Source organism: Enterobacter sp. SA197 (genome assembly GCF_054131575.1).
Genome location: NZ_CP096393.1, coordinates 2,162,463 through 2,181,134, shown reverse-complemented (window position 1 = coordinate 2,181,134; position 18,672 = coordinate 2,162,463). Strand labels below are relative to the sequence as shown.

General features: G+C 54.5%; 20 protein-coding genes. 13 read left to right on the top strand and 7 right to left on the bottom strand.

From position 1 onward, the window contains the following. Nucleotide 1 precedes the first annotated feature (1 nt). From rsxA to nth, 7 genes are read left to right on the top strand one after another with little or no spacing between them, the layout of a single operon-like run. Nucleotides 2-583 (top strand): electron transport complex subunit RsxA, encoded by a 582-nt coding sequence (rsxA, locus tag M1D91_RS10110; protein WP_437430464.1) that lies wholly within the window; start codon nt 2-4, stop codon nt 581-583. Beyond that, nucleotides 583-1,161, top strand: coding sequence for an electron transport complex subunit RsxB (gene rsxB / locus M1D91_RS10105; protein WP_437430463.1), 579 nt, complete (start codon nt 583-585; stop codon nt 1,159-1,161). The genes rsxA and rsxB overlap by 1 nt, the downstream gene beginning before the upstream one ends. Next, entirely contained in the window at nt 1,154-3,433 is a 2,280-nt protein-coding gene (rsxC, locus tag M1D91_RS10100) for an electron transport complex subunit RsxC (protein WP_457976251.1), read from the top strand. Before rsxB ends, rsxC begins: the two co-directional genes overlap by 8 nt. Further along, nucleotides 3,434-4,486, top strand: a complete 1,053-nt coding sequence (rsxD, locus tag M1D91_RS10095) for an electron transport complex subunit RsxD (RefSeq protein WP_437430461.1) — start codon at nt 3,434-3,436, stop codon at nt 4,484-4,486. A 9-nt stretch (nt 4,487-4,495) separates the two neighbouring features. Next, nucleotides 4,496-5,116, top strand: a complete 621-nt coding sequence (gene rsxG / locus M1D91_RS10090) for an electron transport complex subunit RsxG (protein WP_437430460.1) — start codon at nt 4,496-4,498, stop codon at nt 5,114-5,116. A 2-nt stretch (nt 5,117-5,118) separates the two neighbouring features. Beyond that, on the top strand, nt 5,119-5,811 hold the full coding sequence (locus tag M1D91_RS10085; RefSeq protein WP_437430459.1) for an electron transport complex subunit E: 693 nt from the start codon (nt 5,119-5,121) through the stop codon (nt 5,809-5,811). Then, nucleotides 5,811-6,446, top strand: a complete 636-nt coding sequence (gene nth, locus M1D91_RS10080) for an endonuclease III (protein ID WP_437430458.1) — start codon at nt 5,811-5,813, stop codon at nt 6,444-6,446. The genes M1D91_RS10085 and nth overlap by 1 nt, the downstream gene beginning before the upstream one ends. Before the next feature lie 11 nt (nt 6,447-6,457). On the opposite strand, the gene M1D91_RS10075 is transcribed toward nth, so the two are convergent. Next, complete coding sequence (locus tag M1D91_RS10075) at nt 6,458-6,889, bottom strand: CopD family protein (RefSeq protein ID WP_437430457.1); 432 nt, start codon at nt 6,887-6,889, stop codon at nt 6,458-6,460. A 736-nt stretch (nt 6,890-7,625) separates the two neighbouring features. Between M1D91_RS10075 and dtpA the strand changes: the two genes are divergently transcribed. Together dtpA and gstA are read left to right on the top strand one after the other, a co-directional pair. Further along, nucleotides 7,626-9,131 (top strand): dipeptide/tripeptide permease DtpA, encoded by a 1,506-nt coding sequence (gene dtpA / locus M1D91_RS10070; protein ID WP_437430456.1) that lies wholly within the window; start codon nt 7,626-7,628, stop codon nt 9,129-9,131. A 108-nt stretch (nt 9,132-9,239) separates the two neighbouring features. Further along, nucleotides 9,240-9,842: a glutathione transferase GstA gene (gene gstA / locus M1D91_RS10065; protein WP_437430455.1), complete on the top strand. Its 603-nt coding sequence runs from the start codon at nt 9,240-9,242 to the stop codon at nt 9,840-9,842. Nucleotides 9,843-9,899: 57 nt separating this feature from the next. Here gstA and tyrS read toward each other — a convergent pair whose 3' ends face one another. The 4 genes from tyrS to anmK all read right to left on the bottom strand — a co-directional run bounded on the left by tyrS (nt 9,900) and on the right by anmK (nt 13,554). Further along, nucleotides 9,900-11,174 carry a tyrosine--tRNA ligase gene (gene tyrS / locus M1D91_RS10060; RefSeq protein ID WP_437430454.1) on the bottom strand — a complete coding sequence of 425 codons (1,275 nt, stop codon included), beginning with the start codon at nt 11,172-11,174 and terminating at the stop codon, nt 9,900-9,902. A gap of 124 nt (nt 11,175-11,298) precedes the next feature. After that, complete coding sequence (pdxH, locus tag M1D91_RS10055) at nt 11,299-11,955, bottom strand: pyridoxamine 5'-phosphate oxidase (protein ID WP_437430555.1); 657 nt, start codon at nt 11,953-11,955, stop codon at nt 11,299-11,301. A 57-nt stretch (nt 11,956-12,012) separates the two neighbouring features. Further along, complete coding sequence (gene mliC / locus M1D91_RS10050) at nt 12,013-12,336, bottom strand: C-type lysozyme inhibitor (protein ID WP_437430453.1); 324 nt, start codon at nt 12,334-12,336, stop codon at nt 12,013-12,015. A gap of 93 nt (nt 12,337-12,429) precedes the next feature. Continuing rightward, nucleotides 12,430-13,554, bottom strand: coding sequence for an anhydro-N-acetylmuramic acid kinase (anmK, locus tag M1D91_RS10045; RefSeq protein ID WP_437430452.1), 1,125 nt, complete (start codon nt 13,552-13,554; stop codon nt 12,430-12,432). Nucleotides 13,555-13,836: 282 nt separating this feature from the next. Here anmK and slyB point away from each other — a divergent pair, with 282 nt between their 5' ends. Next, nucleotides 13,837-14,304, top strand: a complete 468-nt coding sequence (slyB, locus tag M1D91_RS10040) for an outer membrane lipoprotein SlyB (RefSeq protein WP_437430451.1) — start codon at nt 13,837-13,839, stop codon at nt 14,302-14,304. Between the two features lie 75 nt (nt 14,305-14,379). On the opposite strand, the gene slyA is transcribed toward slyB, so the two are convergent. Next, the gene (slyA, locus tag M1D91_RS10035) at nt 14,380-14,820 is read right to left on the bottom strand and encodes a transcriptional regulator SlyA (RefSeq protein ID WP_437430450.1); all 441 of its coding nucleotides are present in this window, start codon (nt 14,818-14,820) and stop codon (nt 14,380-14,382) included. A 174-nt stretch (nt 14,821-14,994) separates the two neighbouring features. On the opposite strand from slyA, the gene M1D91_RS10030 reads away from it, so the two are divergent. Genes M1D91_RS10030 through M1D91_RS10020 form a run of 3 tightly spaced genes read left to right on the top strand, consistent with a single transcriptional unit; the run spans nt 14,995 to nt 18,106 of the window. Then, nucleotides 14,995-15,231: a DUF1656 domain-containing protein gene (locus M1D91_RS10030; RefSeq protein WP_437430449.1), complete on the top strand. Its 237-nt coding sequence runs from the start codon at nt 14,995-14,997 to the stop codon at nt 15,229-15,231. A 2-nt stretch (nt 15,232-15,233) separates the two neighbouring features. Then, nucleotides 15,234-16,091, top strand: a complete 858-nt coding sequence (locus M1D91_RS10025; RefSeq protein ID WP_437430448.1) for an efflux RND transporter periplasmic adaptor subunit — start codon at nt 15,234-15,236, stop codon at nt 16,089-16,091. A 2-nt stretch (nt 16,092-16,093) separates the two neighbouring features. Continuing rightward, a complete protein-coding gene (locus M1D91_RS10020) occupies nt 16,094-18,106 on the top strand; it encodes an FUSC family protein (protein WP_437430447.1) in 2,013 nt (670 codons plus the stop codon). Here the strand turns inward: M1D91_RS10020 and sodC are convergent. Beyond that, nucleotides 18,099-18,620, bottom strand: a complete 522-nt coding sequence (gene sodC, locus M1D91_RS10015; protein WP_437430446.1) for a superoxide dismutase [Cu-Zn] SodC — start codon at nt 18,618-18,620, stop codon at nt 18,099-18,101. The two genes, M1D91_RS10020 and sodC, sit on opposite strands and share 8 nt — an antisense overlap. Between the last annotated feature and the right edge of the window lie 52 nt (nt 18,621-18,672).

Below are 18,672 nucleotides of genomic sequence, written 5' to 3'. Positions count from 1 at the left end.
AATGACAGACTATCTGCTGCTTTTTATCGGAACCGTTCTGGTCAATAATTTCGTGCTCGTGAAGTTTCTTGGCTTATGCCCGTTTATGGGTGTGTCCAAAAAGCTTGAAGCCGCTATGGGGATGGGGCTTGCCACCACCTTTGTTATCACGCTGGCTTCCATTTGCGCATGGATAATTGACACCTGGTTACTGATCCCGCTGGATTTGGTCTACCTGCGCACGCTGGCGTTTATCCTTGTTATCGCCGTGGTGGTGCAGTTCACCGAAATGGTAGTGCGTAAGACCAGCCCGGCGCTCTATCGTTTACTGGGGATTTTTCTGCCGCTTATCACCACCAACTGTGCCGTGCTCGGCGTGCCGTTGCTTAATATCAACCTTGGGCACAATTTCCTGCAATCCGCGTTATATGGCTTTTCAGCCGCCGTCGGATTCTCTCTGGTTATGGTGCTCTTTGCCGCCATTCGCGAACGCCTGGTCGTCGCTGATGTGCCTGCACCGTTTCGCGGTAACGCTATTGCTCTTATTACCGCGGGTCTGATGTCTCTGGCCTTTATGGGCTTTAGTGGTCTGGTGAAGCTGTAATGAATGCAATCTGGATTGCCATTGTCGTTCTGAGCGTACTCGGGCTGCTGTTTGGCGTCATTCTTGGCTATGCCTCGCGCCGTTTCGCCGTTGAGGACGATCCGGTCGTCGAAAAAATTGATGACCTGCTGCCACAAAGCCAGTGCGGTCAGTGCGGTTACCCTGGTTGCCGACCTTATGCCGAGGCGGTGGGCCTGCAGGGTGAAAAAATCAACCGCTGTGCGCCGGGTGGCGAAGCGGTAATGTTAAAAATTGCCGAAACGTTGAACGTGGAGCCGCAGCCGATTGACGGTGATGAGATACCGTCTGAGCCCGTGCGCATGCTTGCCATCATTGATGAGGCTAACTGCATCGGCTGCACCAAATGTATTCAGGCTTGTCCCGTCGATGCCATTGTTGGCGCAACCCGCGCGATGCACACGGTCATGAGCGATCTGTGTACGGGTTGTAATCTCTGCGTGGATCCGTGCCCGACGAAATGTATTGAACTGCGTCCGGTTGAAACGACCCCCGCCAGCTGGAAATGGGACCTGCACACTATCCCCGTGCGTACAATTCCCGTGGAACAACATGCTTAAGTTATTCTCTGCTTTTCGTAAAGATAAACTCTGGGATTTTCACGGTGGCATCCATCCACCGGAAATGAAAACCCAGTCATCCGGCACACCTCTGCGTCAGCTACCGCTGGCGACACGGTTTGTGATGCCTCTGAAACAGCACATTGGCGCAGAAGGTGAGCTCTGTGTCAGCGTGGGCGATCATGTTCTGCGCGGTCAGCCACTCACCCGTGGGCGCGGGCGAATGCTGCCGGTACATGCGCCAACGTCGGGCACCATTACCGCCATCGCGCCTCACTCCACTGCACACCCTTCCGCCCTGCCGGAACTGAGCGTCATTATTGATGCCGATGGCGAAGACAAATGGATTGAGCGTGACGGCTGGAGTGACTACCGCGCCCATGAGCGGGCAGCATTGATCGAGCGAATCCATCAGTTTGGGGTCGCAGGGTTAGGTGGTGCAGGTTTCCCGACCGGAGCCAAACTCAAGGGCGGCGGCGATCTTATTGATACGCTGATTATCAATGCCGCCGAATGCGAACCTTACATCACCGCCGACGATCGTCTGATGCAGGATTGCGCCGCACAGATCATTGAAGGCGTGCGCATTCTGATGCACATCCTGCAGCCGCGTAAGGTTCTCATCGGCATTGAGGATAATAAACCTCAGGCAATTTCGATGCTGCGTGCGGTACTGGCCGGTTCGCATGATATCCAGTTGCGTGTCGTGCCGACCAAATACCCCTCCGGTGGCGCAAAACAGCTCACTCAGATCCTGACAGGTAAACAGGTTCCGCATGGCGGCCGCTCTTCTGACATTGGCGTTCTGATGCAAAACGTGGGGACGGCGTATGCGGTGAAACGCGCCATCGTTGATGGCGAACCCCTGACCGAGCGCGTGGTAACGCTGACAGGCGAGAGCGTCACCCGACCAGGTAACGTCTGGGCGCGGCTGGGCACCCCGGTTCGCCATCTGCTTGAACATGCCGGATTCTGCCCTTCCAGTGACCAGATGGTTATCATGGGCGGGCCGCTGATGGGCTTCACGCTGCCCTGGCTTGACGTACCGGTGGTAAAAATTACCAACTGCCTGCTTGCCCCTTCCGCCAGTGAAATGGGTGAGCAGCCGGAAGAGCAAGGTTGCATTCGCTGCAGCGCCTGCGCCGATGCCTGCCCGGCAGATTTACTCCCCCAACAGCTGTACTGGTTCAGTAAAGGTCAGCAGCACGATAAAGCCACCGCCCATCATCTCTCGGACTGCATTGAGTGTGGCGCCTGTGCCTGGGTCTGCCCAAGCAGCATCCCACTGGTGCAGTATTTCCGTCAGGAAAAAGCGGAAATTTACGCCATCGCTCAGGAAGAAAAACGCAACGCCGAAGCTAAAGCGCGCTTTGAAGCTCGACAGGCACGCCTTGAGCGTGAAAAAGCCGCGCGTGCACAGCGTCATAAACAGGCCGCCGTGCAACCGACTGCTAACGATCAGCAGGCTATTGACGCCGCGCTGGCCAGGGTTCGTGAGAAACAGAGCGCTGCCATCGAACCTGTTGTTGTTCAGGCGGGCAGCACACCGGATAACAGCGAAGTGATTGCCGCGCGTGAGGCCAGAAAAGCGCAGGCGCGCGCGCGTCAGGCTAAGAAAGCATTGCATCGCGACGCATCTCCACCAGCGCCAGACGCAGAGACAGATCCGCGCAAAGCGGCGGTCGAAGCCGCCATCGCGCGCGCCAAAGCCCGTAAACAGGCCGCAGAACCTGCTGGCGCGCAACCGCCTGCGCCGGTCAGCGAACCGGTTGACCCGCGCAAAGCGGCGGTCGAAGCCGCCATCGCGCGCGCCAAAGCCCGCAAACAGGCTGCTGAACCTGCTGGCGCGCAACCGCCTGCGCCGGTCAGCGAACCGGTTGACCCGCGCAAAGCGGCGGTCGAAGCCGCCATCGCGCGCGCCAAAGCCCGTAAACAGGCCGCAGAACCTGCTGGCGCGCAACCGCCTGCGCCGGTCAGCGAACCGGTTGACCCGCGCAAAGCGGCGGTCGAAGCCGCCATCGCGCGCGCCAAAGCCCGCAAACAGGCTGCTGAACCTGCTGGCGCGCAACCGCCTGCGCCGGTCAGCGAACCGGTTGACCCGCGCAAAGCGGCGGTGGAAGCCGCCATCGCACGCGCCAAAGCGAAAAAATTACAACAACAAACGGCCACGACCGAGGCAGCCAATGACGATCCCCGAAAAGCCGCCGTTGCCGCTGCTATCGCCCGGGTTCAGGCAAAAAAAGCCGCACAGCATGCTGTAAACGAGGATTAAATGGTATTCCGAATTGCAAGTTCCCCTTATACCCATAATCAGCGCCAGACATCTCGCATTATGATGCTGGTTGTGCTCGCGACGCTGCCAGGCATCGCGGCACAATGGTGGTTCTTTGGCTGGGGTACCCTCATCCAAATCGTTATTGCCGTCGCGACCGCCCTTGCTGCGGAGGCGCTGGTTCTCCAGTTGCGTAAGCAAAATGTGAAAGGGATACTGGCCGATAACGCGGCCCTGCTCACCGGGCTGCTGCTGGCAATCAGTATTCCCCCTTTTGCCCCCTGGTGGATGGTGGTCTTAGGCACTCTCTTCGCGGTGATTATCGCCAAGCAGCTCTACGGCGGCTTAGGTCACAATCCTTTTAATCCGGCGATGATTGGTTACGTGGTGCTGCTCATCTCTTTTCCGGTGCAGATGACCAGCTGGCTGCCCCCGTATGAGATGGCGAAAACCGTCCCGGGCTTCACGGACGCGCTACAGATTATCTTTACCGGCCATGCCGCGACCGGGCACAGCATGGAGAGTTTGCGTATGGGCGTAGATGGTATCAGTCAGGCAACACCCCTTGATACCTTCAAAACGTCGTTGCACGCCGGTCATAGCGTCACTGAAATTCTCAATTATCCTCTCTTTAGCGGCATGCTGGCGGGCGCCGGCTGGCAGTGGGTGAACGCGGGTTATCTGGCAGGCGGCCTTTTCCTGTTAGGGAAAAAGACCATCCGTTGGCATATTCCCGTTAGTTTCCTGCTCTCTCTTACGGTCTGTTCGACGCTGGGCTGGCTTTTTTCACCGCAAAGTCTGGCCTCGCCGCAGGTGCATCTGTTATCCGGCGCCACCATGCTTGGGGCCTTTTTCATTCTGACCGATCCGGTTACTGCCTCAACCACCAACAAGGGCCGCCTGATTTTTGGTGCTCTGGCAGGGTTGCTGGTTTGGCTTATCCGAAGCTTTGGTGGCTATCCGGACGGGGTGGCCTTTGCGGTGTTACTGGCTAACATCACCGTGCCGCTGATTGATTATTTCACGCGTCCGCGCGTTTACGGCCATCGTTAAGGAGTCGCCATGCTAGATACCATGCGTAAGTACGGCATGACGTTGACGCTGTTCGCGGCGGCTTCAACCGGCATGACCGCAGCGATTAACCAACTGACAAAATCCACCATTGCCGATCAGGCCGTGATGCAGCAAAAAGCGTTGTTCAGTCAGGTTTTACCCTCTGACAGCTATAATAATGCGCTGCAGTCCAGCTGTTATCTGGTGGATGCGCCTGAGCTTGGAAAAGGCAGACATAAGGTATATATCGCACGCCAGGATAATACTCCGGTCGGGGCGGTGATTGAAGCGACCGCGCCTGACGGCTATTCCGGCGCCATTCAACTGCTTGTGGGCACGGATTTCAACGGCACCGTGCTTGGCACACGCGTCACTGAACATCATGAAACGCCGGGCCTTGGCGACAAAATAGAGCTGCGTATTTCAGACTGGATCACCGGTTTTGCCGGTAAGAAAATCGAAGGTGCGAACGACACACACTGGGCCGTGAAGAAAGACGGCGGCGATTTTGATCAGTTTACCGGTGCGACCATCACCCCGCGTGCCGTCGTGAATGCCGTCAGGCGGGCTGGACTCTATGCGCAGACGCTGCCCGGCCAACTTTCTGGCTTACAGACCTGTGGAGAGTAATCATGAGTGAAATTAAAGAAATTATTGTCCAGGGATTGTGGAAAAATAACTCGGCATTAGTGCAGCTGTTGGGGATGTGTCCGCTTCTGGCCGTCACGTCGACTGCAACCAATGCCCTCGGCCTTGGGCTGGCGACGACGCTGGTGCTGACCCTGACAAACTTTACTATCTCGCTGGTGCGCCGCTGGACGCCATCCGAAATCCGCATTCCGATTTACGTGATGATTATCGCCTCCGTGGTGAGCATCGTGCAGATGCTGATCAATGCCTATGCTTACGGGCTGTATCAGTCGCTGGGGATTTTTATCCCGCTTATCGTGACTAACTGTATCGTGGTTGGCCGTGCTGAGGCCTTCGCCGCTAAAAAGGGGCCCGGGTTGTCAGCTCTCGATGGCTTCTCCATTGGCATGGGGGCAACCTGTACCATGTTTACGCTGGGTTCTCTTCGCGAGATACTCGGTAACGGTACGCTGTTTGACGGTGCAGACAGTCTGTTAGGCAGTTGGGCGAAAGTACTGCGGATCGAGGTGTTCCATACCGACTCCTCTTTTCTGCTGGCTATGCTGCCGCCCGGTGCCTTTATTGGCCTGGGAATGCTGCTGGCCATTAAATATCTCATCGATGAGCGTTCGAAAAAGCGTCGTGCCGCTGTGCCGGCGAGTGAACCCTCTCATTCAGTGCCCGGGAAGGCGTAATGAATAAACTGAAAAGGCGGGAAATTCTCACCCGCCTGCGCGACAACAATCCGCATCCGACCACGGAGCTGAACTTTACCTCTCCTTTTGAGCTGCTTATCGCCGTTCTGCTCTCCGCACAGGCTACCGATGTCAGTGTCAACAAAGCCACCGCCCTGCTCTACCCTGTTGCGAATACCCCGCAGGCGATACTCGAGCTCGGCGTCGAAGGGCTGAAAAGCTATATTAAAACCATCGGGCTCTTTAATACCAAAGCTGAGAACGTGATTAAGACCTGTCGCATTCTGCTGGAACGTCATGCAGGGGAAGTTCCGGAAGACCGGGCCGCGCTGGAAGCGCTTCCCGGCGTGGGCCGAAAAACAGCGAATGTGGTGCTTAATACCGCGTTTGGCTGGCCTACCATCGCGGTGGACACCCATATATTCCGGGTCTGCAATCGCACCCACTTCGCACCGGGCAAGAACGTCGAACAGGTTGAAGAGAAACTACTAAGCGTCGTACCGACGGAATTTAAAGTTGATTGCCACCACTGGTTTATCCTGCATGGACGCTATACCTGTATCGCCCGTAAACCCCGCTGCGGCTCTTGTATCATCGAAGACCTGTGTGAGTTCGAGAACAAAACCGATAGCTGAAACCGCTTGCGTTAAAACGGCCTGAACACGGCAAGCAGAATAACCAGCGCAACGGCCACAAGGATAATCGGCGTGGCCTGAAAAACGATGCCAGGGACACGGGTAGCGCTACCTGCGGCCAGGCGGCGTAAAGTGCCGGTGAGCACGCCGTGAATGCCGGAGAGCCCAATGATGATGACTATCTTAAGTACTAACCAAAGGTGCGGCATCCTGCCGTGCAGCACAATCATCGCTATTCCCACTACCCACAACAATATCATCGCAGGCGAGGTGATTTTACGACTCCAGGTCCGTACGAATTCCAGCAGCGAGGCAGGCACAGCCCCTTGTTGTCTTATCTGATAACCTGACCAGCCAACCACAACCGCCATTACCAGCATGCCGCCAAGCCAGATGATGGCCGCAATGATGTGCACAGCATTAAGCCATGGGTGAAAATTCATGGGGTAAACTCCGAATTATATGCGAAGGGCTAAGTCTGACAGTGTGTCAGCGCCCTGTCATTCCCTGGGGCGTAATTCCCTGAAAAAAACCTGAAAACATTGATCTGCGCCTATATCCATATCACCACGCGAGAGTTTTCAAGGGTTGTGATGAACCGGTCGTAAACAGCGTGCCCTGTTCAAACTTGTTAGCTTTGCGTCAATTGTTCTGCAACAAGCCATTTTCATCCTTTTATATATTGCTTATTAGCTTTTCTGTTGATGAAAAGTTTTTTTATGCCAAAAAAATTCTACCCTGAGGTGATTATTGCAACTTTGCTACGAGATGGTTAATTCCTGGATCGTTTTGACGATAACGTTTGCTATGCACAACCTGCGAAAAAATCAATAATCAACATATAAGACCAGTAAAATGCGCACTTCCAGCCCGATTAACTGCATGGCGCGCTAAATAGCAGAAGATATACCCGCACGCGGGTTATCACCCCTCTCTGGTAGTGGAAAAAACTGCCATTATTCTGGCGGCAAAATTTAACGCTAAATAACATTTATCTCTGCGGTTTATAATATCGCTCAGGTTAAATGTAACAGTTCATTACAAAGCTCTTGCCTCTCGTGCCAGGATAAGGAACATTACCCGCCGTTTTCCTTCCCGCAATTATTATAAACACGATGAAAACTGGGCATCGTGTGCCGAGTCGCCCCGTTAATATGGGATGTAAAAAAAGAGGTCTTTGTGTCAACAGCAAACAACAAATCAACCGAAAGCGTAAGTCTTAACGCTTTCAATCAACCGAAAGCGTTTTATCTCATCTTCTCAATCGAGTTATGGGAGCGGTTCGGCTTTTATGGCCTGCAGGGTATTATGGCAGTCTACCTGGTTAAGCAGCTGGGTATGTCAGAAGCCGATTCAATCACCCTGTTCTCTTCTTTTAGCGCCCTGGTGTATGGGTTAGTCGCCATCGGTGGCTGGCTGGGCGATAAAGTCCTGGGAACCAAACGCGTTATTATGCTTGGCGCTATTGTGCTGGCGATTGGCTACGCGTTAGTCGCGTGGTCGGGTCACGATGCCGGTATCGTCTACATGGGAATGGCAGCCATTGCCGTAGGTAACGGGCTCTTCAAGGCTAACCCCTCTTCGTTGCTGTCTACCTGCTATGCAAAGGACGATCCTCGTCTGGACGGCGCATTTACCATGTACTACATGGCCGTTAACGTTGGCTCCTTCTTCTCGATGCTCGCCACGCCGTGGCTGGCTGCGCAATTTGGCTGGAGCGTTGCCTTCGCACTGAGCGTTGTCGGTCTGGTGATCACCATTGTTAACTTTGCTTTCTGCAAACGTTGGGTCAAAGACTATGGCTCCCGTCCTGACTTTGAGCCATTGCGTGTCGGCTACCTGCTGGCGACTATTGTCGGGGTTGTGGTACTGGTGACTGTTGCCACCTGGCTGCTACACAATCAGGGTATTGCGCGCATGGTGCTGGGCGTAGTTGCGCTGTGTATCATTTGCATCTTTGCTAAAGAGACCTTTGCTCTGCAGGGTGCTGCACGTCGTAAGATGATTGTTGCCTTTATTCTGATGCTGCAGGCTATCGTTTTCTTCGTACTCTACAGCCAGATGCCGACCTCCCTGAACTTCTTTGCTATCCGTAACGTAGAGCATACCCTGCTGGGCCTGACCTTCGAGCCGGAACAGTTCCAGGCATTGAACCCGTTCTGGATTATTGTTGGCAGCCCGATCCTGGCCGCTATCTACAATAAGATGGGCGATACCCTGCCGATGCCGCACAAATTCGCCATTGGTATGGTGCTGTGCTCCGGCGCGTTCCTGGTGCTGCCGCTCGGCACTAAATTTGCCTCTGAAGCCGGTATCGTCTCCGTGAGCTGGCTGGTTGCAAGCTATGGCCTGCAGAGCATCGGTGAACTGATGATCTCCGGTCTGGGTCTGGCGATGGTCGCACAGCTTGTACCTCAGCGCCTGATGGGCTTCATTATGGGCAGCTGGTTCCTGACCACCGCTGGGGCAAACATCATTGCCGGTTATGTTGCTAATCAGATGGCTATTCCTGAGAACGTAACTGACCCGCTGATGTCGCTGAATGTCTACGGTCACGTCTTCCTGCAAATCGGTATTGTAACCGCAGTGATCGCCGCCCTGATGGTGATTGCCGCGCCGAAACTCAATCGTATGACGCTCAATGACGCCGACGATATAGCGAAAGCGGAAACGGCGAAAGTATGACTTTTGCGTAACCGAGTGTGAACAGAGCCGTTAACTTTACGTTAACGGCTTTTTTTTTATGCCTGAGGGGAATAATCTAAGTCGGAATTCAGCTAAAAGGAGTGACGAATGAAACTGTTTTACAAACCAGGTGCCTGCTCACTGGCTTCCCATATCGCCCTGCGTGAAGCGGGAAAAGAGGTTGAACTGGCAGGTGTGGATTTAATGAAAAAACGCCTGGAAAATGGGGATGATTTTTTTGCTATTAACCCGAAAGGACAGGTTCCCGCACTTCAGACAGATGCCGGTACCCTGTTAACTGAGGGTGTGGCCATCATGCAATACGTTGCTGATACAGCTCCGCAAAATCATTTACTGGCCCCCGTCGGCGACCTGGAGCGTTATAAGACGCTGGAATGGCTGAATTTCATCGCCACTGAACTGCATAAAGGTTTTACCCCCCTTTTCCGCCCGGATACCCCGGAGGATTTCAAACCTACAGCCCGTGCTCTGCTTGAGAAGAAACTGCAGTATGTTGATGACACCCTGGCCGATCGTGAGTGGATCAATGGGCAGCACTTCTCCATTGCCGATGGCTATCTGTTCACGGTGCTGCGCTGGGCCGTCGCGGTGAAACTTGCCATGCCAGCAGCGGGAAATATCGCGGCTTACATGCAGCGCGTGGCAGCACGACCGGCAGTAGCCGCGGCGATGGCGGCAGAAGGGATTTAACCACCACATAAAAAAAGGGAGTGATAGCTCACTCCCTTTTATTTCACTCCCGCCCGCTTATTTCCAGCAGATCAGGCAGTAGTTCTTTTTACCACGACGCAGCAGCGTGTAGCGGCCAAACAGGCGGTCGCTGTCCGCGAAAAAGTATTCCGGATCGGCCTGTTTCGCGCCGTTAATGGTAACAGCGTTAGAGGCGATGGTTTTACGTGCCTGACCGCGTGAGGGCTGCAGATCGGAATCCACCAGCGCCTGCATCAGGTCCGCCCCTTTCTCCATTTCGATCATCGGCACGCCATCCTGGGCAAGCTGTGCAAAATCCGCTTCGCTCAAATCGCTTAAGGTACCGTTAAAGAGACTTTCCGTGATGCGTTTTGCCGCCGCCAGCCCCTCTTCACCATGCACCAGTTTCGTTACCAGCTCGGCCAGAACGTACTGAGCACGCGGCGCTTTACCGCTGTTTTTATCCTCTTCTTCCAGCGCATTGATCTCTTCAATGTCCATAAAGGTGAAGAATTTCAGGAAGCGGTAAACGTCAGCATCGGCCGTGTTGATCCAGAACTGGTAGAACTTGTATGGACTGGTTTTCTTCGGATCCAGCCAGACCGCGCCACCCTCAGTTTTACCAAATTTGGTGCCATCGGCTTTCGTAATCAGCGGAACGGTCAGACCGAAGACCTGATTCTGATGCAGGCGACGGGTCAGATCGATACCGGATGTGATGTTACCCCACTGATCGGAACCACCAATTTGCAGTGAAACGCCGTGCAGATTATTCAGACAGGCGAAGTCATAGCCCTGCAGCAGGTTGTAGGAAAACTCGGTAAACGAGATCCCTTGATCGTCACGGTTCAGACGCTGTTTCACCGCTTCTTTATTTATCATCTGGTTAACCGAGAAGTGCTTACCGATGTCACGCAGGAAGGTAAGCACATTCATGCCGCCAAACCAGTCATAGTTATTGGCCGCAATCGCTGAGTTTTCACCACAATCAAAGTCGAGGAACGGAGCCACCTGTTTACGGATTTTGTCTACCCACTCCTGCACGGTGTCTTCGGTGTTAAGTTTACGCTCTGCGGCTTTAAAACTCGGGTCACCAATCAGACCCGTTGCGCCGCCGACCAGGGCAACAGGTTTATGACCTGCCTGCTGGAAGCGTTTCAGGCATAACAAAGGAACAAGATGCCCCAAATGCAAGCTGTCGGCGGTGGGATCGAAGCCGCAATAGAGCGCGATCGGGCCTTGCGCCAGTCGCTCTGCTAACGCTTCCTCGTCCGTCACCTGGGCTACCAGCCCGCGCTCTTGCAATTGTTTAATCAAGTTACTGCTTGCCATCAAATTCTCCATTTAAAACGACTGCACCTCTGTCGGTACACGACTTTTCGCCAGTTACGAAAGCTACATAGAATAAAGCGCCGGATGCAGTAGCACCAGCGCTTAGCACAACATTTTTTAGGGATTAGGGTGCGAGGCGGTCAATTTTCCAGGCGTCGTTTTCGCGTTGATACAAAAAACGATCGTGCAGACGGTTGGCACCGCCCTGCCAGAATTCCATTTGCTCAATACTGACGCGGAATCCGCCCCAGAAACTGGGTAAGGGTACCTCGCCCTGCTGGAATTTTTGCTTGAGTTCGAGGAACTTACTTTCCAGAATGCCGCGGGCGGAGATTCGGCTGGATTGCTGAGAAACCCAGGCGCCAATCTGGCTGTCGCGCGGCCGACTATGAAAATACTTCACCACATCCAGTGTAGAGAGGCGCTCCGCCTTACCGATGACCATGACCTGACGTTCAAGCATGTGCCAGGGAAAGAGCAAACTAATGGCCGGGTTCTTTTCAATTTGCTGCGCTTTGCGGCTGCCGAGGTTGGTGTAAAACACCAGTCCGCGCTCGTCATAGTGCTTAAGCAGCACGATTCGCTGATAAGGCTGGCCGCTTTCATCTACAGTCGCGACCACCATCGCTGTAGGATCGGCAAGCCTGGCATCGCAGGCCTGGCCCAACCAGCGTTCAAACAGCGGTAAAGGTTCGGCGGGCAGGTCGTTGCGGCGTAGCCCGCCCCTGGTATATTCACGGCGCAGATGCGCGATTTGCTGCAATTGATCGTTATCAGACATGGCGTTAGCGAAATGAGTCATTAGGTGGGGCTATTGTGCGCCCCCCCTGCAAAAATCTCAACGCTGCGGATGCTGTAGCTGGCAGTTGTTCAGTACGATGCGGTCACGCTTGTAGACAGTTGCGGTGTCTCCTTTAGACCAGAAGACGTAGACGCCATCGGTGTAACGTGCACCCGAGGCAGACAGCCCCTGTGCCAGGCTAAGGTGTTTGTCGTCATAGACGAAACGCGCCTCCTGACGGGTTTTATTTAACTTTACGCTAAGGGGTTTCTCTTCGCACTGGTACTCCAGCGTATCGGTATTCATCTTTTCAACGAACTGGTTGTAATAGCTACATCCCGCCAGAAGGGCGGGTAAGCAGACGATGAGGATTTTTTTCATGAGTGCTTCCACGACGGTCCGGGTCCTGGAGAGTGCTGACTGCACGCTCCCAAAACCCGGAGTCTAACGGTACGCTGGCGGCGAGAAAGTCAGTTAACTCTGATTCTGGCGTGGATTAGCCGGATAAATGGCCCCAAGAACCGTAGGGTAAGCGGCACCGGTAACGGAGGGAAGATTTCCCGGCAAACCTGCCAGCGTACGCCAGGCAAGCCATGCAAAGGCCAGTGCTTCCATATCATCCCCACTGATCCCCGCCTCATCGGTGGTGGTCACTTCAGTGCCTGGGAGGAGCGATGATAACCGCGCCATGACCAACGGATTACGACTGCCGCCGCCGCAAACCAACAATCGATCGCAGCCACCAGCGAGCAGCACCTGTTCGGAGATCGTCACCGCTGTCAGCTCAACCAGCGTTCTTTCCACATCCTGTGGTGCCTGCGCCGGGAAGCCCGCAAGCTGCCGCTCAAGCCAGCTGTAGTTGAAATACTCCCGACCCGTGCTTTTCGGCGCGGCCGCAGCAAAATAGGGATCGCTCAGCATGCGCTGCAGGAGGGGAAGAATCACTTTGCCCCCGCTCGCCCACTGCCCGTCTTTATCATAGGGTTTACCAAGCTGCCGCCAGATCCAGGCATCCATCAACATATTGCCAGGCCCGGTGTCATGCCCTTTTACCGGCGAGTCGGGAAAAAGGACCGAGACATTGGCAATACCGCCAATATTTAACACCATCCGGCGCTCGGTTGGGTGCGCGAGCAGCGCATGGTGAAACGCGGGAACCAGGGGGGCGCCCTGCCCACCGAGCGCGATGTCCCGACGGCGAAAATCCCCGACGACGGTAATGCCGGTGCGGGCAGCTATCTGGTTATTGTCACCGATTTGCAGCGTATGCGGTTCGTCGCCAACAGGTTCATGCCAGACCGTCTGCCCATGACAGCCTATCGCCACGATATCTTTGGCCAGGAGGCGTTCCTGCGAGAGTAACGCCTGCACCGCGTCGGCAAAAAGTTTGCCCAGTTGGCTGTCCAGACGACCAAGCTGCGACAGCGTGACAGGTTGCCCCTGACATACGCTCAGAATCGCCTCCTTTAGCGAAACAGGCATTGGCCACGTTAAGCTGGCCTGCTGCGCAACCATTCTGTCATCAATGGCGGCTAACACGACGTCTACGCCATCCAGACTCGTCCCCGACATCACGCCAATGTAGCGACCCGATTTCATACGCTTTCCTTCGTTGCGAAACTGAGGGATATCACTCCAACATAAAACGATGCGCATGACTATCGATTACAAATACTTTTTAACAATCGACTTAGGGGTTGTCCCGATGCAAATGGCTCACTCTGACCTATAATCGGCTCGTTTAAAGATGGTTAAATCCGCTACAGGTAATATTTTTGCCATGTTTTGGCAGAAGACATGACCATGAATGACGAGATGCCATATAATTTACTCATGACGGATGCTCATCCGAGCGCGTTTTGGTGAACAGGAGATTCATAAATGATGTTACGTGCACTGGCAGTTACGCTGGTTGGTTTTACTCTGGCTGGCTGTGTTAACGACAACTCCCTTTCCGGTGACGTTTACACCGCCTCAGAAGCCAAACAGGTGCAAAATGTCACTTACGGTACCATTGTCAATGTTCGTCCGGTACAGATTCAGGGCGGCGATGATAGCAATGTGATTGGTGCGTTGGGTGGTGCTGTACTGGGTGGTTTCCTGGGTAACACCGTGGGTGGCGGTACCGGGCGTTCACTCGCCACAGCAGCAGGCGCTGTCGCAGGCGGTGTGGCTGGTCAGGGTGTGCAGGGAGCGATGAATAAATCCCAGGGTGTAGAACTCGAAATTCGTAAAGATGATGGCAGCAGCATCATGGTCGTGCAGAAACAGGGCAATTCTCGCTTCGCCGCTGGCCAGCGCGTTGCACTGGCAACCAATGGCCGTCAGGTTACCGTCTCTCCGCGTTAACAGGCGCGTTTCGACCATTAACGGACACTGCCTCATGCATAAAAAAAGCCTTGTATCCACAAGGCTTTTTGTTATTTAGTCTTTCGACTGCAGTTCAATGATATTTTGTTCCAGCCGCGAAATCAGAGCAATCAACAGTTCCAGCTCCTGCGCAGAGATCCCTGACAGAATCTCCCCACGGGTTTGCTTGATGACCGTTTCCATCTCTTCAATGATGGGATCGGCTTTTGCTGTCAATTTGATCCGTTTTGCACGGCGATCGTTGGCACACGTCTGGCGAGAGATGAGACCTTTCTCTTCCAGTTGGTCCAAAGTGCGCACCAGCGAAGGCTGCTCAATGCCGATCGCTTTTGCCAGTTGAATTTGCGACTGATCGGGAGGCAGCTGATGAATGTTATGCAGCGTTACCCAATGCGTTTGCGTCAATTCCAGAGGTTTCAGGCGATGGTCAATTAATGCACGCCAGATGCGCACTAAGCGTGCCAGATCAGAACCTAATGGCGATTCCAATTTCATCTCCTTATAATTAGCTTGCTAAGTTATTATACTGATTTTAGACTAGTGTGCAGCATTTATATTTCTAAAACAAATGCATTGCGCCGTCCGCACCGGTACCGCTCCCTTTTCTCATTCGCGCAATGAATCTATGCTTTGAAAACGACTCTGCGGCGCGTTATAAGGATGAAACTCGTGACGTTACCCCTTCATACCCCTGCGCTTCCTTTACAAGACGTGATCTTTGGGGCATCGCTTTACTTCCCTCCCCTCTTCAAAGCCGTCGCGCTGGGTTTTTTACTCTGGCTGGTCGTTCACCGACTCCTGCGTGACTGGATGTATGCAGGGGATATCTGGCACCCCATTCTCATGGACCTTTCCCTGTTTGTGATTGCCATCGGCCTGTCGCTTGCTCTGTTAATGGCGTTTTGATTATGCATCTGAAATCTTTTAAGTATTTCTCAACGTTGCTGGTCCTGGCGGTTGCTGTTATTGCCGGGTGGTGGTTATGGACTTTTTATATGCAGTCGCCCTGGACGCGGGATGGAAAAGTGCGTGCTGAACAGGTCAGTATCACGCCCCAGGTGTCAGGGAGTATCAAGGCGCTGTATGTCAAAGATAATCAGTTTGTCAGCGCGGGTGAGGTCTTATTCCGCATCGATGAGACGCCTTACGACATTGCAATATTAAATGCACGGGCTCAGCTTGCACGCGCACAGGCGGACCTTTCTAAAGCCAGTAACGAAGCCAATCGCCGCCGTCATCTCTCACAAGGCTATATTTCTGCTGAAGATCTGGATACCGCCAATATCAATGTCAAAGCGATGCAGGCAAGCGTTGCGGTAGCCCAGGCGCAGCTGGAGCAGGCCCAGTGGCAACGGGAGCAAACCACGGTGAAAGCCCCCGTTGATGGCTGGGTTGCCAACCTCTCGACCCGCACTGGTAATTATGCCACTGCCGGCCAGCCCGTATTTGCCCTGGTGGACAGCCATTCTTTTTACGTGGTGGGCTATTTTGAAGAGACGAAGCTTCGGCATATTCATGAAGGAGATGCGGCAAGCATTGTATTATACAGCGGCAACGTTACGTTACAGGGTCACGTTTCCAGTATTGGCCGAGCCATCTACGATCAGAGCGTTGAGACCGACAGTGGCCTGCTGCCGGATATCAAACCTAATGTACCGTGGGTTCGCCTCGCACAACGTGTCCCGGTGCGCATTCATTTTGATGCTGTTCCGTCGGGGGTCACGTTAATATCCGGCACCACCTGCACCGTGTCAGTGGGCCATTAATTGTGAAAGGGCCTGTCCCCTTCCCCTGGGCCACCGCCAGCGCTGGTCAGTGGCGGTATGCCATACGCAACAGTGTGGCTATGTGCCTTGCACTGGCGATTGCTTACTACCTCAACCTTGATGAACCCTACTGGGCAATGACCTCTGCGGCAGTGGTAAGTTTTCCAACCGTCGGCGGCGTCATCAGTAAAAGTCTCGGACGCGTTGCGGGCAGCCTGCTGGGGGCCTGTGCGGCGCTGCTCATTGCCGGGCACACGCTCAACGACCCCTGGCTGTTCCTTTTTGCGATGGCCGGATGGACTGGTCTGTGTACCTGGGCATGTGCGCAGTTCAGTAACAATGTGGCCTATGCTTTTCAGCTTGCTGGTTACACGGCCGCAATTATCGCTTTCCCGGTCATCAACATTATCGATCCAACGGAACTCTGGGATATCGCCCAGGCGCGCGTCTGTGAAGTCATGCTGGGGATTTTATGTGGTGGCATGATGATGATGATCCTGCCCAGCACGTCCGATGGCACCACGCTGCTGTCTGCGTTGAAGAAAATGCATGTGCGCCTGCTGGAACATGCGAGTTTGCTATGGCAACCGGACGCCTCGGATGCCATTCGGAGCGCACATGAAAGCGTTATTGGTCAGATCCTGACAATGAACCTCCTGCGCATTCAGGCTTTCTGGAGCCACTACCGTTTTCGTCGTCAGAATGCCTTACTCAACTATTTACTCCATCAGCAGTTACGCCTGACCAGCGTCATCTCCAGCCTGCGAAGGCTGCGGGTCAACTGGCCTGATGCCCCGTCAAACACCAGTGCGGTTATCGCGTCGCTGGTTGCCGAACTGGCAAAGCCCCGCACGGATTACTATACCGTAGCACGCCTTATTGCCCCGCTTGCCCCGACGGACGATAACGACTACCGACACCAGGCATTCTGGCAGCGATTACGCTATTTCTGTCGCCTTTACCTTAACAGTAGCCGCTGGCTGGCGCGCGTGGAGAATGCCACGCCGGTGACGGAATACGTTTTACCTCACCGCGCCAGTCTCACCCGTTATACCGACGACATCGAAGCGCTGTGGAGCGGACTACGAAGCTTCTGTGCCCTGAGCCTGGTGGGGGCGTGGACCATTACCAGCCAGTGGGAGTCCGGGTCGGCTGCACTAACCTTAGCCGCCATCAGCTGCGTACTCTATTCTGTCTCACCGGCCCCCTTCCGCTCGTTAACGCTGTTATTGCGAACGCTGATGTTACTGACGCTGTTCAGCTTTATAGTGAAGTTTGGTCTGATGGTGCAAATCAGTGAACTGGCGGTCTTTCTGCTTTTCCTGTTTCCTCTGCTGGCAACCATGCAACTTTTAAAATTGCAGATGCCCGGTCAGGCCGGCCTGTGGGGACAACTGATCGTGTTCATGGGATCTTTTATCTCGGTGACCAACCCGCCGGTCTATGATCTTGCAGATTTCCTTAATGATGACCTGGCGAAAATTCTCGGCGTGGCCCTGTCCTGGCTGGCATTTGCCGTACTGCGACCGGGGTCAGACGCACGTAAAAGCCGTCGGCAAATCCGTGCCCTGCGTCGGGAGTTTGTCGATCAGCTTGGCCGTATGCCATCGCGTAATGAACATGAGTTCGAATCGGTGGTGTACCACCATATCAGTCTGCTGAGTAACAGCCAGGATGCTCAGGCCCGACGCTGGCTGCTGCGCTGGGGCGTGGTGCTACTTAACTGCTCTCATGTGGTCTGGCAATTGAGGGAATGGGAGACCCGATCGGATCCATTGCGCCAGGTGCGCGATCGCTGTCTGGGGCTGCTGCGCGATGTGATGAGTGAACGAGGCGTTCGGCAACGTCCACTCACCGTTATGCTGGCTGAACTGCAGCGGATATGCGATACGCTTGCCCGGCACCCTCAGCCTGCCGCCCATGAACTCGCTGCCATCGTCTGGCGACTGCACTGCTCTCTCTCACAACTGGAGCTGGCACCGGCAGCGGGTTCTATCGAGAGTATGGCTACCTGATGACGCCGCAGGCGTAACGCTCACCGCCTCCCCCCAGCGGTTCTGGCGAGTCGGACATGTTATCGCCGCCAACGTGGATCATCAGCGCTTTATCTTTCACTTCGGTGAGTGTTTTCAGTCGCGGAGCAACAACGGCGTCGGTCGCTTTACCGTCGTTATTCACCACGAGTACCGGCAGGTCGCCGAGATGCCCCATACCTTCCGGGCCCTCATGTTTGCCGGTAGCGTCCGGATCCAGATGACCGCCTGCCGCCTCAGCTGCAGAGGGCTTTCCATTCTTCAGGGCCGGCTCGCAGCTTCCCTTTGCATGAACATGAAAGCCATGTTCCCCAGGCGGAAGCCCGTTAAGATCGGGCGTGAACTCCAGCCCTTTGTCTGTTTCAGCGATGGAGACGGTCCCGATGGACTGGCCGGTTCCCTTATCGGTCACAAGGTGCATGTCAACTTTTTCACTGGCCGCCTGCGCCCCTGCGCAAACGACCAGCGTGAGCATTGCCAGACTAAAACGCTTCATAAAACCTCCGGTTTTCACTTTTCCCCTGTAAGTTTAACGCAAGAGAAAATAT

What these genes read in the sequence shown, in the direction of transcription:
- rsxA (WP_437430464.1), top strand. Translation starts at nt 2, where the DNA reads ATGACAGACTATCTGCTGCTTTTTATCGGAACCGTTCTGGTCAATAAT.
- rsxB (WP_437430463.1), top strand. Translation starts at nt 583, where the DNA reads ATGAATGCAATCTGGATTGCCATTGTCGTTCTGAGCGTACTCGGGCTG.
- rsxC (WP_457976251.1), top strand. Translation starts at nt 1,154, where the DNA reads ATGCTTAAGTTATTCTCTGCTTTTCGTAAAGATAAACTCTGGGATTTT.
- rsxD (WP_437430461.1), top strand. Translation starts at nt 3,434, where the DNA reads ATGGTATTCCGAATTGCAAGTTCCCCTTATACCCATAATCAGCGCCAG.
- rsxG (WP_437430460.1), top strand. Translation starts at nt 4,496, where the DNA reads ATGCTAGATACCATGCGTAAGTACGGCATGACGTTGACGCTGTTCGCG.
- M1D91_RS10085 (WP_437430459.1), top strand. Translation starts at nt 5,119, where the DNA reads ATGAGTGAAATTAAAGAAATTATTGTCCAGGGATTGTGGAAAAATAAC.
- nth (WP_437430458.1), top strand. Translation starts at nt 5,811, where the DNA reads ATGAATAAACTGAAAAGGCGGGAAATTCTCACCCGCCTGCGCGACAAC.
- M1D91_RS10075 (WP_437430457.1), bottom strand. Translation starts at nt 6,889, where the DNA reads ATGAATTTTCACCCATGGCTTAATGCTGTGCACATCATTGCGGCCATC.
- gstA (WP_437430455.1), top strand. Translation starts at nt 9,240, where the DNA reads ATGAAACTGTTTTACAAACCAGGTGCCTGCTCACTGGCTTCCCATATC.
- tyrS (WP_437430454.1), bottom strand. Translation starts at nt 11,174, where the DNA reads ATGGCAAGCAGTAACTTGATTAAACAATTGCAAGAGCGCGGGCTGGTA.
- pdxH (WP_437430555.1), bottom strand. Translation starts at nt 11,955, where the DNA reads ATGTCTGATAACGATCAATTGCAGCAAATCGCGCATCTGCGCCGTGAA.
- mliC (WP_437430453.1), bottom strand. Translation starts at nt 12,336, where the DNA reads ATGAAAAAAATCCTCATCGTCTGCTTACCCGCCCTTCTGGCGGGATGT.
- anmK (WP_437430452.1), bottom strand. Translation starts at nt 13,554, where the DNA reads ATGAAATCGGGTCGCTACATTGGCGTGATGTCGGGGACGAGTCTGGAT.
- slyB (WP_437430451.1), top strand. Translation starts at nt 13,837, where the DNA reads ATGATGTTACGTGCACTGGCAGTTACGCTGGTTGGTTTTACTCTGGCT.
- slyA (WP_437430450.1), bottom strand. Translation starts at nt 14,820, where the DNA reads ATGAAATTGGAATCGCCATTAGGTTCTGATCTGGCACGCTTAGTGCGC.
- M1D91_RS10025 (WP_437430448.1), top strand. Translation starts at nt 15,234, where the DNA reads ATGCATCTGAAATCTTTTAAGTATTTCTCAACGTTGCTGGTCCTGGCG.
- sodC (WP_437430446.1), bottom strand. Translation starts at nt 18,620, where the DNA reads ATGAAGCGTTTTAGTCTGGCAATGCTCACGCTGGTCGTTTGCGCAGGG.